This is a genomic window from Nonomuraea sp. B1E8 (assembly GCF_039871515.1).
In the GTDB taxonomy this organism is placed as follows: Bacteria; Actinomycetota; Actinomycetes; order Streptosporangiales; family Streptosporangiaceae; genus Nonomuraea.
In genome coordinates this window covers 77,605-91,801 of sequence record NZ_JBDPLS010000021.1, presented here as the reverse complement: position 1 = coordinate 91,801, position 14,197 = coordinate 77,605, and the positions used below count along the sequence as shown (strand labels likewise).

Annotated in this window: 12 protein-coding genes; 8 read left to right on the top strand and 4 right to left on the bottom strand. The window is 70.7% G+C overall.

Going from position 1 to position 14,197, the window contains the following annotated elements; genetic code table 11:
* The first annotated feature begins 187 nt into the window (after positions 1–187).
* The 3 genes from metG (at position 188) to ABGA98_RS42505 (ending at position 3,859) form a co-directional block, all read left to right on the top strand.
* On the top strand, positions 188–1,969 hold the full coding sequence (gene metG / locus ABGA98_RS42515) for a methionine--tRNA ligase (RefSeq protein ID WP_347624160.1): 1,782 nt from the start codon (positions 188–190) through the stop codon (positions 1,967–1,969).
* Between the two features lie 49 nt (positions 1,970–2,018).
* Positions 2,019–2,873 (top strand): TatD family hydrolase, encoded by an 855-nt coding sequence (locus ABGA98_RS42510; protein ID WP_347624159.1) that lies wholly within the window; start codon positions 2,019–2,021, stop codon positions 2,871–2,873.
* An 83-nt stretch (positions 2,874–2,956) separates the two neighbouring features.
* A complete protein-coding gene (locus ABGA98_RS42505; RefSeq protein ID WP_347624158.1) occupies positions 2,957–3,859 on the top strand; it encodes a ubiquitin-like domain-containing protein in 903 nt (300 codons plus the stop codon).
* A 35-nt stretch (positions 3,860–3,894) separates the two neighbouring features.
* On the opposite strand, the gene ABGA98_RS42500 is transcribed toward ABGA98_RS42505, so the two are convergent.
* Both ABGA98_RS42500 and ABGA98_RS42495 read right to left on the bottom strand, forming a co-directional pair.
* On the bottom strand, positions 3,895–5,082 hold the full coding sequence (locus tag ABGA98_RS42500; RefSeq protein ID WP_347624157.1) for a hypothetical protein: 1,188 nt from the start codon (positions 5,080–5,082) through the stop codon (positions 3,895–3,897).
* Entirely contained in the window at positions 5,082–6,893 is a 1,812-nt protein-coding gene (locus ABGA98_RS42495; RefSeq protein WP_347624156.1) for a protein kinase, read from the bottom strand. Before ABGA98_RS42495 ends, ABGA98_RS42500 begins: the two co-directional genes overlap by 1 nt.
* Before the next feature lie 46 nt (positions 6,894–6,939).
* Between ABGA98_RS42495 and rsmA the strand changes: the two genes are divergently transcribed.
* From rsmA to ABGA98_RS42480, 3 genes are all read left to right on the top strand, one after another.
* The gene (gene rsmA, locus ABGA98_RS42490; protein ID WP_347624155.1) at positions 6,940–7,800 is read left to right on the top strand and encodes a 16S rRNA (adenine(1518)-N(6)/adenine(1519)-N(6))-dimethyltransferase RsmA; all 861 of its coding nucleotides are present in this window, start codon (positions 6,940–6,942) and stop codon (positions 7,798–7,800) included.
* 69 nt (positions 7,801–7,869) lie between these two features.
* Positions 7,870–8,427 carry an ATP-binding protein gene (locus ABGA98_RS42485; protein WP_347624154.1) on the top strand — a complete coding sequence of 186 codons (558 nt, stop codon included), beginning with the start codon at positions 7,870–7,872 and terminating at the stop codon, positions 8,425–8,427.
* Positions 8,428–8,635: 208 nt separating this feature from the next.
* Entirely contained in the window at positions 8,636–9,151 is a 516-nt protein-coding gene (locus tag ABGA98_RS42480) for an NlpC/P60 family protein (RefSeq protein ID WP_347624153.1), read from the top strand.
* Positions 9,152–9,196: 45 nt separating this feature from the next.
* Here the strand turns inward: ABGA98_RS42480 and ABGA98_RS42475 are convergent, their stop codons facing one another.
* Entirely contained in the window at positions 9,197–10,048 is an 852-nt protein-coding gene (locus tag ABGA98_RS42475; protein WP_347624193.1) for an arginase family protein, read from the bottom strand.
* 348 nt (positions 10,049–10,396) lie between these two features.
* Between ABGA98_RS42475 and ABGA98_RS42470 the strand changes: the two genes are divergently transcribed.
* Both ABGA98_RS42470 and ABGA98_RS42465 read left to right on the top strand, forming a co-directional pair.
* Positions 10,397–11,299 (top strand): 4-(cytidine 5'-diphospho)-2-C-methyl-D-erythritol kinase, encoded by a 903-nt coding sequence (locus tag ABGA98_RS42470; protein WP_347624152.1) that lies wholly within the window; start codon positions 10,397–10,399, stop codon positions 11,297–11,299.
* Between the two features lie 220 nt (positions 11,300–11,519).
* On the top strand, positions 11,520–13,394 hold the full coding sequence (locus ABGA98_RS42465) for an ABC-F family ATP-binding cassette domain-containing protein (RefSeq protein WP_347624151.1): 1,875 nt from the start codon (positions 11,520–11,522) through the stop codon (positions 13,392–13,394).
* Between the two features lie 282 nt (positions 13,395–13,676).
* Here ABGA98_RS42465 and ABGA98_RS42460 read toward each other — a convergent pair whose 3' ends face one another.
* The gene (locus tag ABGA98_RS42460) at positions 13,677–14,183 is read right to left on the bottom strand and encodes a MarR family winged helix-turn-helix transcriptional regulator (RefSeq protein ID WP_347624150.1); all 507 of its coding nucleotides are present in this window, start codon (positions 14,181–14,183) and stop codon (positions 13,677–13,679) included.
* Between the last annotated feature and the right edge of the window lie 14 nt (positions 14,184–14,197).

The following is a 14,197-nucleotide window of genomic DNA, read 5'->3' as shown; positions in this document are numbered from 1 at the left end:
AGGGTGGGCTCGCGTTGCGGTCGGTCAGCGGTGAAGGGTCAGAGGCCGTTTCCTGGAGGGCCCTCAGCCGGAGTGCGGCGGGTGGCGGACCACTGGTGACCGTAACGAGGAATCTCGAAGATGGGCGGGCGGCGGACCACGGGTGACCGTAACAAATGATCTTCAGAGACCCCGTAGGCTTAGGACCATGTCCCAGCACATCTTGACCGCCGTCGCGTGGCCGTACGCTAACGGCCCTCGCCACATCGGGCACGTCTCAGGTTTCGGCGTGCCGTCCGACATCTTCAGCCGCTACCAGCGGATGGCGGGCAACAAGGTGCTGATGGTCTCCGGCACCGACGAGCACGGCACGCCGATCCAGGTGCAGGCCGACAAGGAGGGCGTCAGCGCCAAGGAGCTGGCCGACCGCTACAACCGCGTCATCGCCGAAGACCTGACCGGGCTCGGGCTCGCCTACGACCTGTTCACCAGGACGACGACGAAAAACCACTACGCCGTCACGCAGGAGATCTTCAAGGGTCTCTATGACAACGGCTACATCTTCCCCCAGACCACGATGGGCGCCATCTCGCCGTCCACGGGCCGCACGCTGCCCGACCGCTACATCGAGGGCACCTGCCCTATCTGCGGCTACGACGGCGCGCGCGGCGACCAGTGCGACAGCTGCGGCAACCAGCTCGACCCGATCCAGCTGATCAACCCGGTGAGCCGCATCAACGGCGAGACGCCGGTGTTCACCGAGACCGAGCACTTCATGCTCGACCTGCCCGCCTTCGCCGAGGTGCTCGGCTCCTACCTGCAGTCCAAGCAGGGCGAGTGGCGGCCCAACGTGCTGAAGTTCGCGCTCAACCTGCTCGGCGACCTGCAGCCGCGGGCGATCAGCCGCGACCTCGACTGGGGGGTGCCGATCCCGCTCGACGGCTGGCGCGACCAGCCCAACAAGCGGCTCTACGTGTGGTTCGACGCCGTCATCGGCTACCTGTCGGCCTCGATCGAGTGGGCCAGGCGCTCAGGAGACCCCGACGCGTGGCGCCAGTGGTGGCAGAATCCCGACGCCCGCGGCTACTACTTCATGGGCAAGGACAACATCGTCTTCCACGCCGAGATCTGGCCGGCGATGTTGTTCGGCTACAGCGGGCGGGGCGACCGCGGCGGCACGCCCGGCTCGCTGGGTGCGCTCGACGCGCCGTCCGAGGTGGTCTCCAGCGAGTTCCTGACGATGGAGGGCCGCAAGTTCTCCTCCTCCCGCCAGGTCGTCATCTACGTGCGCGACTTCCTCGAGCGCTACGATGCCGACGCCCTGCGCTACTACATCGCGGTGGCCGGCCCGGAAAACCAGGACACCGACTTCACCTGGCAGGAGTTCGTCAACCGCAACAACGGCGAGCTGGTCGCGGCCTGGGGCAACCTGGTCAACCGGTCGATCTCGATGGCGGCGAAGAACTTCGGGGCCGTGCCCGAGGCCGGCGACCTGACCGACGCCGACCGGGCGCTGCTGGAGCGTTCGCGCAACACGTTCGGCCCGGTGGGTGAGGAGCTCGGCAGGTCGAGGTTCAAGAACGCGATCAGTGAGGCGCTCGACGTGGTCCGCGAGGCCAACAAATACCTGGCCGAGCAGGAGCCGTGGAAGCTCAAGGGCGACCCCGAGCGGCAGAAGTCGATTCTGCACGTGGCGCTTCAGGTGGTCGACGACGCCAAGACGATGCTCACGCCGTTCCTGCCCAGCTCGTCCAACAAGGTCCACGCCATGCTGGGCGGCGAGGGTGTGTGGGCGGGCATGCCGGAGATCCACGAGGTCGACGAGGACGGCGGCGATCCCTACCCGGTGATCACCGGCGACTACGACGGGGCGGCCCGCTGGGAGCACCAGCCCATCAAGCCGGGCACGCCGCTCGCGCCGCCGGTGCCGCTGTTCAAGAAGCTCGACCCGAAGGTCGTCGACGAGGAGCTGGCCCGCCTGGCCGACTGAGGCGCTCCGGCGGGCCGGGTGCCGCCGCACGGGGGCTACGGTGGATGCCGTGACCAAGCTTCCCGCCGCGCCTGAGCCGCTTTCCTCGCCCGTGTTCGACAGCCACTGCCACCTCGACATCATGGTGGGCGACAGGCAGGCGTCGTCGGGCGATCCGGTGGCGCAGGCCGCGCAGGCGGCGTCGGCCGGCGTGCGCGGCATCCTGGAGGACGCCAGGGCGGTCGGCGTGACCCGGCTCGTCACGATCGGCTACGACCTGGCCTCCTCCCGGTGGAACGCGCGGGTGGCGGCCGAGCAGGAAGGCGTCTACGCCGGCGTGGCCGTCCACCCCAACGAGGCCCACGAGGCCACGCCCGAGGTGCTGGCCGAGATCGAGGCGCTGGCCCGGCGGCCGGAGGTGCGCGCGGTGGGGGAGACGGGGCTCGACTACTACCGCGACTGGTCGAGCAGGGACGACCAGCACGCGAGCTTCCGTGCCCACATCGAGATCGCCAAGCGCACCGGCAAGGCGCTGGTCATCCATGACCGCGAGGCGCACGACGACGTGCTGAAGGTGCTGGCCGACGAGGGGGCGCCGGAGAGGGTGGTGTTCCACAGCTTCTCCGGCGACGCCGAGATGGCGAAAAAATGCTCGGAAGCGGGATATTTCATGTCGTTCTCCGGCCCGGTGACGTACAAGAACGCCGCCTACCTGCGCGAGGCCGCCGAGGTCGCGCCCGAGCAGCTCATGCTGGTCGAGACCGACGCCCCCTACCTGCCGCCCGTCCCGCACCGCGGCAAGCCCAACGCCCCCTATCTCATCCCGCTCACCCTTCGTTGCCTCGCGGAGGTCAAGGGCGCCCATCCGGACCGGTTGTGCGAGGCGATCAGCGCCAACGGAGTCACGGTCTTCGGCGAGTGGTGACCATCGTTTGGTGAACCGGCGGATCCGGCGCCACGACCACCGCTAGCGTTCGGGCGTTTCCCGTCCGTAACCGGAGGTGGTCCGTGCGAGGTAAGAGGCGCGCGCCGCGCCCGCCGATCCCGTGGCGCTCTCCGTGGACGCCCGTCGTGTGCCTGGCGGGCGCCGTGGCGCTCGGCACGCTCGTGGCGGTGTCGCTGCTGGTCAAAGAGGTCGTCGTCATCGTGGACGGCGAACAGGCGGCCATCCGCGGCTTCGCGGGGACCGTGGAGGAGGTGCTCACCGACGCCGGGATCTCGGTGGGCACGGGCGACGTCGTTCGCCCGGCCGCGCGCGAACGCGTCGCCGACGGCGCCGTCATCGAGGTGCGCCGCGCCCGCCCGCTCACGGTGACCGTGGACGGCCGCACGAGCACGCATCTCGTCACCGCCACGAACGTCGCGGACGCCCTGACCGAGCTGGACATCGAGGCGGCGCGCGGCACGCTCTCCGCGTCGCCCGGCCACGCGGTGCCGCTGTCGGGGATGGCGCTCACCGTCCACACCAGGCGCGAGGTGCACATCGTCGCGGGCAACCGGCGGCTCACCTCGCGGACGACCGCCAGGACCGTACGGCAGGTGCTCAGGCAGCACCACATCGCGCCACGCCACGGCTACCACGTGAGCCCGCCGCTGGGCGGTTTCCCCGAGGACGGCACGGTCATCACGCTCACCCCGCAGCACATCGAGCCGGTCGAACCCGCCGTGACGCGGCTCGACTGGCCCGCCCTGGCCGAGTGCGTCGCCCACGGCGACCCGCTCGCCTACAACCCCGACGGGCCCCACTACGGGATGTACCAGTTCAGCGTGCGCATGTGGGAGGCCGTGGGCGGCATCGGGCTGCCGAGCGACTGGCCCGCCGACGAGCAGACCTACCGGGCCCAGATCCTCTACCAGCGGGAGGGCCGGGAGAGCCAGTGGCCGGCCTGCGGCGACCGCCTGTCGCGCTGACGGGCGACCGCCCGTTGTTCTGACCTCGTGACCCGCTAACCGGCCACCGACACCCCGAAGTCGGCCCCCTTGGGCGGCTGCAGCGGCCGCGGCGTCTCCGCGTTGCGGCCCGTCACCTCCACCCGCCCGTCCGGCTGCGCGTCCGGCTGCCCCACGAAGAGCTTGTTGCCGCTGAAGGCCACCGACCAGCCGAACAGCCCGTCGCGGGTCGGCAGGATACGTTCCTCGGAGGGGTCCTGCCACGACATCACCCGGACGCCGCCGCCGAAGGGCGCGCCGACGGCCAGCCTGCCGTCGTCGGACGTGGCCAGCGAGAAGCCGAACGCCTGCTCGCCCGCCTGCGTCACCGTGCGCACCGGCTTCCTGTTCTCGTCGAGAAGCTGCACGTCCCCCGGGCCCGGCGAGCTCACCGCGTACCCGGCGCCGTCGGCGTAGGCCACCGCGTAGCCGTACCTGTCGCCCGAGGCGTTCGTCGGCGAGTCCAGCTTCACCGTCGTCAGCTGGGTCGCCAGGACGTCGTCGATGAAGACGACCGAGCCCGAGTCGATCTTGCCGTCCTCGACCTGGCGGCCCAGGCCGTCGTCGTTCTCGTACGGGACGCCGACGAGCAGCGCGTTCCCCGGCCCGTACACCATCGACCAGCCGAACTGGTCGCCCACCTCGCTGTTACCCCGCACGTCCACGGACTCCTGGCTGATCCTGCGCAGCTCGCCCGTGCCCTTGCGCACGTAGAGGGCGCCCACGTCGAGCAGCCGGTTCTCGTCCTCGTACGGCGCGCCGATGGCCACCAGGTCGCCACGCGCGGCCAGCGACCAGCCGAAGTGCGCGAACCGCTGCGGCCGGGCCGCCGTCAGCCGCTGCGGGGGCGAGGAGCCGGCGCCGTAGACGACGTAGGCGGCCCCGGCGTCCTCGGCGCCGTCGACGTCCGCGTACGGGGCGCCGATCACGAGGTCGGCGCAGGCGTCACCGTCGACCCTGGCCAGCCGCACCGACCAGCCGAACGCGTCGCCCCTGGCCAGGCCGGGAACGGTGACGGGAACGACCTTGCCGCCCGACAGCACGTGCACCGACCCCTTCTGCCCGTCGCCGAACGGGTCGCCCACCGCGACGTCGGCCACGCCGTCACCGTCGAAGTCGGACTCTCCCGCGCACGCGGCCCCCGAGGCGGACACGAGCGGCATCACCGCGGCGAGCAGGAGCGCGACGAGGGCGGACCGGATCATCACAGCGTGACCTCGATCTGCTTGCCGTTCTCCAGCATGGTCGCCGTCACCTTCACGGGTCTGCGGTAGTTGGGCAGGTCGAACACGAACGCGCTGTCCACCCGCCCGCCGGGCAGGATGGCAGGGGGAAGGGTGACGGCGGCCGGATCATGCTCGGCGCCCCGGTCGTCGACCATGGAGATGACCGGCTGGACCAGCGGCTTCCGCTCGCCACCAGGATTGATCATCGTCCAGCGGATGACGCAGAACTGGCCCCTGGACGCCGTCGTCCCCTCGTACGTCTTCAGCCCGCACTCCGGGGCGGAGGCGACGACGGCGACGGGGTCGTCGAAGTCCGAGCCCAGCGCGAACCTGCGGCCCACGTCATTGGAGCGCGCGCCGGTCGGGGAGGCGGCACCCGCGTCGCCGGGGGTGGTGCCGGTACGGCCGGAGGTCACGATCAGCACGCCGGCCGTCACGACGACGGCCAGCACGGCGGCCGCGGCGGCGATGAGCCAGCGGGTGCCGGACGTCCTCGCGCCGCCGAGCGTGGCCGGCTCGCCGGCGGGCGTGGGGGTGCCCCGCTCCCCGGGCCAGGTGTCCGTACGGGTCGCGGGCGCCGCACCCGGCCGCGCCTGCTCTTCGGCGGGCGCCGCACCCGATCGCGCCTGCTCTTCGGCGGGCGTCGCGTCCGATCGTGCCGCCCGCGTCCCGGTCCCGCCGGGGGAGCTCGCGCGAGGGCTTTCCGCACCGGGCTGTGGCCTGCCAGGCGGGGCGCCGGAGTCACGCGGATCGCCCTGCGGGGGCGCATCCGGGTCAGGAGGGACGCCCGGGCCGCCGATCACCGTCTCCAGGCGCGTGGTGTCACCCGGCGAGGGAGCCGTGAAGGCGGCCGTGACGTCCGGATCGTCCTCCTGCGGCGGCCGCCGGTCGTTCAGCAGCTCGGTCGCCACCAGCGTGGGCGGATTGATCGACGGCGTGGGCGTGTTCCCTCCCACCAGCGCGATCAGCAGGTCCTGCGCCGTGGGGCGCTGCGAGGGGTCCATCGAGGTGGCCAGCCGGACGAGGTCGTCCAGCGGCGCGGGCAGCGTACCCAGGTCGGGCGGGGTGTTCAGGACACGGTGGGCCAGCGTGATGGGATCGCCCCGGCCGAACGGGTGCCGCCCGTTGGCCGCGTACGCCACCAGGCAGCCCCAGGCGAAGATGTCCGCCGCCGGGCTGACCGGCTCGCCGCGCACCTGCTCGGGCGCCCACCAGCCCGGGCTCCCCAGGAGTTCGCCGGAGAGCGTGAACCCGCTCTCCCGGTCGAGCGCCCTGGCGATCCCGAAGTCGATCACCCTCGGGCCGGACAGCGAAAGGATCACGTTCGCCGGTTTGAGGTCCCTGTGCACGAGTTCGGCGACGTGGATGGCCGCCAGCGCCGCGGCGACCCCGAGCGCGACGCCGTGCAGCGGGCCAGGATCCAGGGACCCCTGCTTCGAGATCTGGTCGGACAGGGGGGTGCCCGCGATGTACTCGGTCACCATGTAGGGCCTGCCGTCCGCGGTGTTGCCGTTGTCCAGCACCTGGGCCGTACAGAACGACGCCACCCGCCGGGCGCTGTCGACCTCCGCGTGGAACCTGGCCGCGAACCCCTCCTGGTTGGCGAACTCCGCCTTCACGACCTTGAGCGCCACGAACCGCCCCGTCGGCGCCCGCGCGAGGAACACGGTCCCCATGCCACCCTCGCCTAACCGCCCGAGCAGGCGGTAGGGCCCGACCTCCCGCATGTCCGTCGGGCGTAGGGGCGCGGCGCCCGTTGGCTCCATCAGGTGCGTCCCTTCCTGTTCCACGCCATCCTCTCCTCTGGTCTCCCCGTACGCCATCGCAGGTTCTTCGATGCGGGAGACTGATGGGATGATGAGGCTGTTGGGCCCTGCGGAAATACGTATTTTGGCGAACAAGCTAGATCTTCGTCCGACAAAAAAGCTAGGGCAGAACTTCGTGATCGACGGGGGCACCGTCCGCCGCATCGTGCGCGTGGCCGATCTGTCCCCGGACGACGTCGTCATCGAGGTGGGCCCCGGTCTCGGCTCGCTCACCCTGGAACTTCTGGCGTCGGCCGCGCACGTGGTGGCCGTGGAGATCGATCCGGTGCTCGCCCACCAGCTTCCCCTCACCGTCGCCGACCGCGGCGCCTCCGAGCAGCTCACGGTGATCAACGCGGATGCCATGAAGATCTCCGAGACCGATCTGCTGGGCTTCGCCCCCACGGCCCTGGTGGCCAACCTCCCCTACAACGTGGCCGTCCCGGTGGTGCTCCACCTCCTGGAGGCCCTGCCGTCGCTGCGCAAGGGCCTGGTCATGGTGCAGTCGGAGGTGGCCGACCGCCTGGCCGCCGGTCCCGGCTCCAAGGTGTACGGCGTTCCGTCGGTCAAGGCCGCCTGGTACGCGGACGTGCGCAGGGCGGGCCCCGTCGGCCGGTCGGTCTTCTGGCCCGCGCCCAACGTGGATTCCGGGCTGGTCTCCCTGGTCCGCCGCGACCCGCCCGCGACGACGGCGTCGAGGGAAGAGGTGTTCGCGGTGATCGACGCGGCCTTCGCGCAACGCCGCAAGACCCTGCGCGCGGCCCTGGCCTCGTGGGCGGGCAGCCCGGCCCGGGCGGAGAGGGCGCTCAGAGCCGCCGGGGTGGACCCTTCGGCGCGCGGCGAGCAACTCGACATCCACGCCTTCGTCCGCATAGCCGAATCCGCCCCCTGATCGAACGCGCCGAGCACCTCCGGGTGCCCGAACGGCGTCGGGGTGCGCCACGCTGGTTGAATCGCAGGGGTGGAGACAAGAACCCAGGGCCTGGACGATCTCGCTGATGTGGCTGAAGAACCCCCAGCCGGCTCGGCCGGCTCGTCGGCGCGGTGTGTCGTGATGATGTGCGGGATCGCGGGATCAGGCAAGTCGACCTATGCACAGGCGTTGGAGCGACGCGGCTATGTCAGGCTGTCGATCGATGAAGTGATCTGGACCCGGTTCGGGCGCGATGCCGCCGAGTTCGATTCGGCAGAGTACGAAAGCCGCAAGGCGGCTGCCGAGGAAGCGTTGAGGAAGCGGCTCGTAGACCTGATGGAAGCCGGCCAACCGGTGGTCCTGGACTACAGCTTCTGGCGCCGGACGACTCGTGACGACTACAAGGCCCTGATCGAGAGTCATGGGTGCCGGTGGAAACTGGTCTATCTCAAGGCCAGCCCGGAGACGCTGCGTCGGCGGCTGGCCGTGCGCAACAAGCTGCACGGGGCCAACTCTGTGACCGTGTCCGAGGATCTTCTCAACAGGTACCTGGCCGGATTCGAGGAGCCCGTCGACGAAGGGGAGCTCACGATCCTGCAGGACTGATGCGAAGGGCGTACGACATCGTCCGTGAATGCGCCGGAGAGAGGCGACGTTCTTCGTGCCGTGGCCTGCGAACCTGTGGGCAGGGTCTTTCCACAGCCCGCCTGCTGTGGCGGCTCCTCATCCACAGAATGCCGCTCGGCCCCATGTCCCCTCACCTCGCCGGATCATCCTGGCCTCCCGAACCCACGTACGAACCCGGGAGGCTCGCATGCTCCGACGCATCGCTCTCATCTGGCTCGCCCTCGGCGGAGGCCTCTGCACCACGCTCGTCGCCGTTCCCGATCCCGCCCTGGCACAGCCGAAACGCACCCCGACCAGAGGCGAGACAGCCGCCGCCGCGGCCCTCAGCCAGCTGGGCGTCTCCTTCTCCTGGGGAGGAGGCTCAGCCAAGGGCCCCACCATCGGCATCGGGCGAGGAGCCGCCACGACCGGCTTCGACTGCAGCGGCCTGACCCTCTACGCCTGGTCCAGAGCCGGGGTGCGGCTGAGCCACTACACCGGCGCCCAGTTCCGCCAGGGCCGCAGAATTCCGCTGAGCGCTCGCCGCCGAGGTGACCTGCTGTTCTTCGGCGGTGGCACGGGCGACCCCACCCACGTGGCCCTGTTCCTCGGCGGCGGCGTCATGATCCATGCTCCCAAGACGGGCGACGTGGTGCGCAGGGTCAACTTCCTCCGCTCGCCCTACTTCCGCTCCGCGTTCCGCGGCGCCGTACGCCCGGGCTGACCGCTGTCCGCGCCGCCCTCCGCGGGCCACGGCCGGGCTCGCCCCTCACCGTCCCGAGCAGACATCGACCACCTGCTCGACCAGGCCGGAGAGCAACTCCTGGTCCTCCCGCCTGGACGGCTCATATTCCGTGAGTCCCAGGCCTGCCACCTCATACCGTTCGGCGATGGCGCCGACCAGAGCAAGGAGCTGATCGGGATGCAGTCCACCAGGCGCCGGGCTACCGACGCTCGCGAAGACCTGCGGATCGAGCACGTCAAAATCGATGTGCACATAAACGGCCGCCGCGCCACGCGAATCCCCGTCGGTCGCACCGGCCGCCGTGCCGCGCGAAGAGCCGACCGCTGCGTCGAGCGGGGTGCCGTGGCAGGCCGCGACCGCGTCCACGAGGGCCGCGGCATCCGCCTCCAGGACATGCCGGATCCCTCGCGTTTGGACGAATTCCGCCTCCGCGCGGTCGAGATCGCGTCCGCCGGCCAGCACGATCCGCTCCGGCGGCACCGTCACCTCCGGCACCAACCCTTCGGGCCCCTCTCCGGTGAGCGCGCGCAGCACCATCCCGTGATAAGCCCCGGAAGGCGACGACTCAGGCGTGTTGAGATCCCCATGAGCGTCGAACCAGACGACGACCAGCCGATCCCCAAACCGCTTCCGCGCCGCCGCCACAGGTTCCAACTCGACCCCGCAGTCGCCGCCCGCGGTGACCACCAGCCCAGCACGCACCGGCGCGACTGCCTCCCGCACCCTGGCGGCGGTGCCGACGAGATCGTCATCGGCGTCCACCAGCACCCGGTGATCGGCGTCCACCATGTCGGCGAGCAACCGCGCGCCCTCCCGCAGCCGCTGCGCCGTGGGAGCTCCCGACCCCCGCCACTGCGGCACCTCGATCACCGTCACCTCAGCCAACGCACACACCCTCCTCGCTCGCGGTCGACCCTCCGCACCCGACCGCAAACCCGGCCAGTCCGGCGACCTGGTCGAGCCGTCGAGATGCGGTGATCTCGCCTGGGCGGGGTAGCGTCGGCGTGCGTGTTCTCGGCGCCGAACCGCAGTGGAGCGACCGGCGGCAAGACATCACGATTTGTAACCGATTGGGATCGGGGCATAAGCCCATGACCTTGACTCTATGTGTTGCAGGGCCGTTGCCAGCGGCGCGATCTTTCGAGAACCGCATGTCAGGGCGGCGTGCCCCGATAACATCGAGTGTCCTTGACCCCGGCAAGTGATGAAAGTGGCAGAAGATCGATGAGTTCGGTGACCGTACGTGTGCCTGCGAAGGTCAACGTGCAACTTTCTGTCGGCCCGCTCAGGGAGGACGGCTTCCACGACCTGGTCAACGTCTTTCACGCCGTATCGATCTTCGATGAGGTGACGGCCAAGGAGTCCGAGGCGATCACCGTGTCGGTGTCGGGAAAGTGGTCCGATCAGGTGCCGGTCGACGACGGCAACCTGGCGATCAGGGCTGCCCGCGCGCTCGCCAAACACGCAGGCCGCGGCTACGGCGCCGACCTGCTCATCCAGAAGGACATCCCGGTCGCCGGCGGGATGGCGGGTGGCAGCGCCGACGCGGCGGGCGCGCTGGTGGCCTGCAATGAGCTGTGGGGGCTCGGGCTGCCCTTCGAAGACCTCATGGAGATCGCCGCCGACCTCGGCAGCGACGTGCCGTTCTCCCTGCTCGGGGGCACAGCGGTCGGCACGGGCCGCGGCGAGCAGCTGAGCGAGTTGCCCACCGGGGGGTTGTTCCACTGGGTGTTCGCGCTGGCGGACGGTGGTCTCTCCACCGCCAGCGTCTACGCGGAGTGCGACCGCCTCAGGGAGGCCGCGGCCGCCGAGGTGCCCTGGCCCCAGATCGACGACTCGCTGATGGAGGCTCTGGGCACCGGCGACGCCTACGCTCTGGGCGCCCACCTGAGCAACGACCTCCAGGAGGCCGCGTTCAGCCTCCGCCCGGAGCTCGCGCCGACCCTCGAAGCAGGACGCCAGCACGGCGCGCTGGGGGCGATCGTCTCCGGCTCCGGCCCGACGTGTGCGTTCCTGGCCATCGACGCCCTGCACGCCCGCGATCTGGCCCGCGGGCTGACCACGACAGGCGCCGCTCACACCGCCGTCCCCGCCCACGGCCCCGTCGCCGGCGCCACCCTCCTCTGACCGCCCAGTTCCTCCTCTGAGGAACCGCCCTTCCGTCCTCTTCTCTGCGCGGTGGTCGCTCGTTCGAGGGCCGTCATCCCTCACCGGTGCCGCCATGTCCGGCTGAGCGCCGTCATCCCTGTACGGTGACCGTCGCACTCCCGTCTCGCCGCCGACCCGCCCGGGGTGGACCGCTCTTGCTGTCGGTCGGCCCGCGGCGAGCCGATACCCTGGGATCGCCATGAATCTGGTCAACCTTGAGTCGGTCTCACATGCTTACGGGCCCAAGCCACTCCTCAGCGACGTCTCCCTGGGCGTAGAAGCGGGGGAGCGCATCGGGGTTGTCGGGCGCAACGGGGGCGGTAAGACGACCCTGCTGTCCGTCATCGCCGGGGCAGTGCGGCCGGACACCGGCCGGGTCACCCACAACCGCGGGCTGCGCGTGGGCTTCCTGTCGCAGCGTGACGAGCTCGACCCCGACGCCTCCGTGAAGGAGATCGTGCTCGGCGGGCTGGCGGAGCACGAGTGGGCCGGCGATCAGCGGGTTCGCGAGATCCTGGCCAACCTGATCGGCGACCTCGACCTGGAGGCCAGGGCCGCCGATCTGTCCGGTGGCGAGCGCAGGCGTACGGCGCTGGCGCAGTTGCTGATCGACGACCATGACCTGGTCATGCTCGACGAGCCCACCAACCACCTCGACATCGAGGCGATCGCCTGGCTGGCCGGGCATCTGGCGGGGCGGAAGAGCGCGCTGGTGGTCGTGACGCACGACCGGTGGTTCCTCGACGCGGTGTCCACCCGCACGTGGGAAGTCGTGGACGGACGGGTCGAACGGTATGAGGGCGGATATGCCGCTTACGTGCTGGCCAAGGCGGAGCGGGCGCGGATCGCCCAGGCCGCCGAGGAGCGCCGCCAGAACCTCATGCGCAAGGAGATCGCGTGGCTGCGGCGCGGTCCGCCCGCCCGTACGTCGAAGCCGAAGTTCCGCATCGAGGCCGCCCAGGCACTGATCGCGAACGAGCCGCCGGCGCGGGAGACCGTGGAGTTGATGCGGTTCGCCGCGGCCCGCCTCGGCAAGACGGTCTACGACCTCGACGACGTCACCCTGCACGCGGGCGGGCCGGGCAGCGGGCCGCTGGTGCTCGATCGGCTGACGTGGCAGTTCGGCCCGGGAGACCGGATCGGTCTGATCGGCGTCAACGGGTCCGGCAAGTCGTCGGTGTTGCGGCTGCTCGCCGACACGGTCAAGCCCGACGAGGGCCGGGTGGTCAGGGGCAAGACGGTACGCCTGGCGCACCTGTCACAGGAGCTGGCCGAGCTCGACCCGCAGCGGCGGGTGCTGGAGTCGGTGGAGGAAATTCGCAAATACCTCCAGGTCGGCAAGAAGGAATGGTCGGCGTCCCAGTTGCTCGAACGCCTGGGGTTCAAGGGTGAGGCGCAGTGGAAGGTCGTCGGCTCCCTTTCTGGTGGTGAGCGGCGACGGCTGCAGCTGCTCCGGCTCCTCATGGACGACCCCAACGTGCTGCTGCTCGACGAGCCCACCAACGATCTTGACATCGAGACGCTCAACGAGCTCGAAGACCTGCTGGACGGCTGGCCCGGCACGCTGATCCTGGTGAGCCACGACCGCTACTTCCTTGAGCGGGTGACCGATCGCTGCGTCGCGCTTCTGGGTGACGGGAAGTTGTCGCTGCTGCCCGGCGGGGTCGACGAATATCTCGAACGCCGCGCCGCCGGCACGGCCCTGACGGCCCGCGTGGCCGGTACCACCACCACGACCACCACCACGACCACCACCACGACCACCACCACGACTGCGGGCCCCGGCGCCGCCGGTGCGGCCGGCTCCCCAGGGTCGGCGGCGGATCCGGCCCCTGCCGCTCCGAGCGGGCTCTCGGCCAAGGAGGAGCGCGAGCTCCGCAAGGAGCTCAACCGTCTCGAACGCCAGCTCGACAAGCTGAGCGACCAGGAGTCCAGGCTGCACGCCGCGATGGCCGATGCGGCCACCGACTATGCCCGGCTGGGCGCCCTCGACGCCGAGCTCCGCGAGATCACCGCCCAGAAGGACACCATCGAAGCCGAGTGGCTGGAGACCGCCGACCGCCTCGGCGACTGACCTCACCACCTGGCGTTCCGGTGCCGCCGCAGCGAAGCGGACGGTGAAGGGACGCTCGTAACGGCGGGTGCGCCGTTGGCCCTCACGACCGGCGCGTGACAGAGGGCCGCCGACGTCGGCGAGGCGGGTAAGTCGGCTTGCCGTAAAAGAAGTAAGAGCGCGCACGCCGACCCGGGGCGGCTCGACCCGCCACAGTGGGAGAGCGGGGCGGCCGGGGTGGGTGATGACGTGCCGCTGAGGGAGAGCCGGGTGGGTGATGGCATGCCACCGAGAGGGAGCGGTTCACGGCGGAGAGTCGAACGGGGTGAGGAGGGTGCGGAGGAGGGAGGCGAGGGCGCGCTGGTCGGTGGGGCCTAGGCCGGACAGGAGGTCGTGTTCGCGGCGGAGCAGGTCGGAGAAGGCGGCGTCGACGCGGGCGAGGCCGGTCTCGGTGAGGGAGACGAGCACGCCGCGCCGGTCTTCGGGGTCGGGGCGACGCCGTACGTGCCCGGCCTGTGCGAGGCGGTCGATGCGGTTGGTCATGGTGCCGGAGGTCACGAGTGTGGCCCGCAGCAGGGCACCTGGGCTGAGCTCGTACGGTTTGCCGGCCCGCCGCAGCGCTGTCAGCACGTCGAACTCCCACGGCTCCAGGTCGTGTTCGGCGAACGCCGCCCGTCGAGCCCGGTCGAGATGCTTGGCCAGTCGTGACACCCTGGAGAGCACCTGGAGCGGTTCGACGTCGAGGTCGGGGCGCTCCGTCCGCCAAGCCGCGACGAGGCGGTCGACCTCGTCTCTAGCATCCTCGGTCATGACACAAGAGTGTA

Coding starts and splice junctions, on each gene's coding strand:
- ABGA98_RS42465 (WP_347624151.1), top strand. CDS start 11,520: ATGAATCTGGTCAACCTTGAGTCGGTCTCACATGCTTACGGGCCCAAG.
- ABGA98_RS42500 (WP_347624157.1), bottom strand. CDS start 5,082: ATGATCCGGTCCGCCCTCGTCGCGCTCCTGCTCGCCGCGGTGATGCCG.
- ABGA98_RS42480 (WP_347624153.1), top strand. CDS start 8,636: ATGCTCCGACGCATCGCTCTCATCTGGCTCGCCCTCGGCGGAGGCCTC.
- rsmA (WP_347624155.1), top strand. CDS start 6,940: ATGCGGGAGACTGATGGGATGATGAGGCTGTTGGGCCCTGCGGAAATA.
- ABGA98_RS42470 (WP_347624152.1), top strand. CDS start 10,397: ATGAGTTCGGTGACCGTACGTGTGCCTGCGAAGGTCAACGTGCAACTT.
- ABGA98_RS42460 (WP_347624150.1), bottom strand. CDS start 14,183: ATGACCGAGGATGCTAGAGACGAGGTCGACCGCCTCGTCGCGGCTTGG.
- metG (WP_347624160.1), top strand. CDS start 188: ATGTCCCAGCACATCTTGACCGCCGTCGCGTGGCCGTACGCTAACGGC.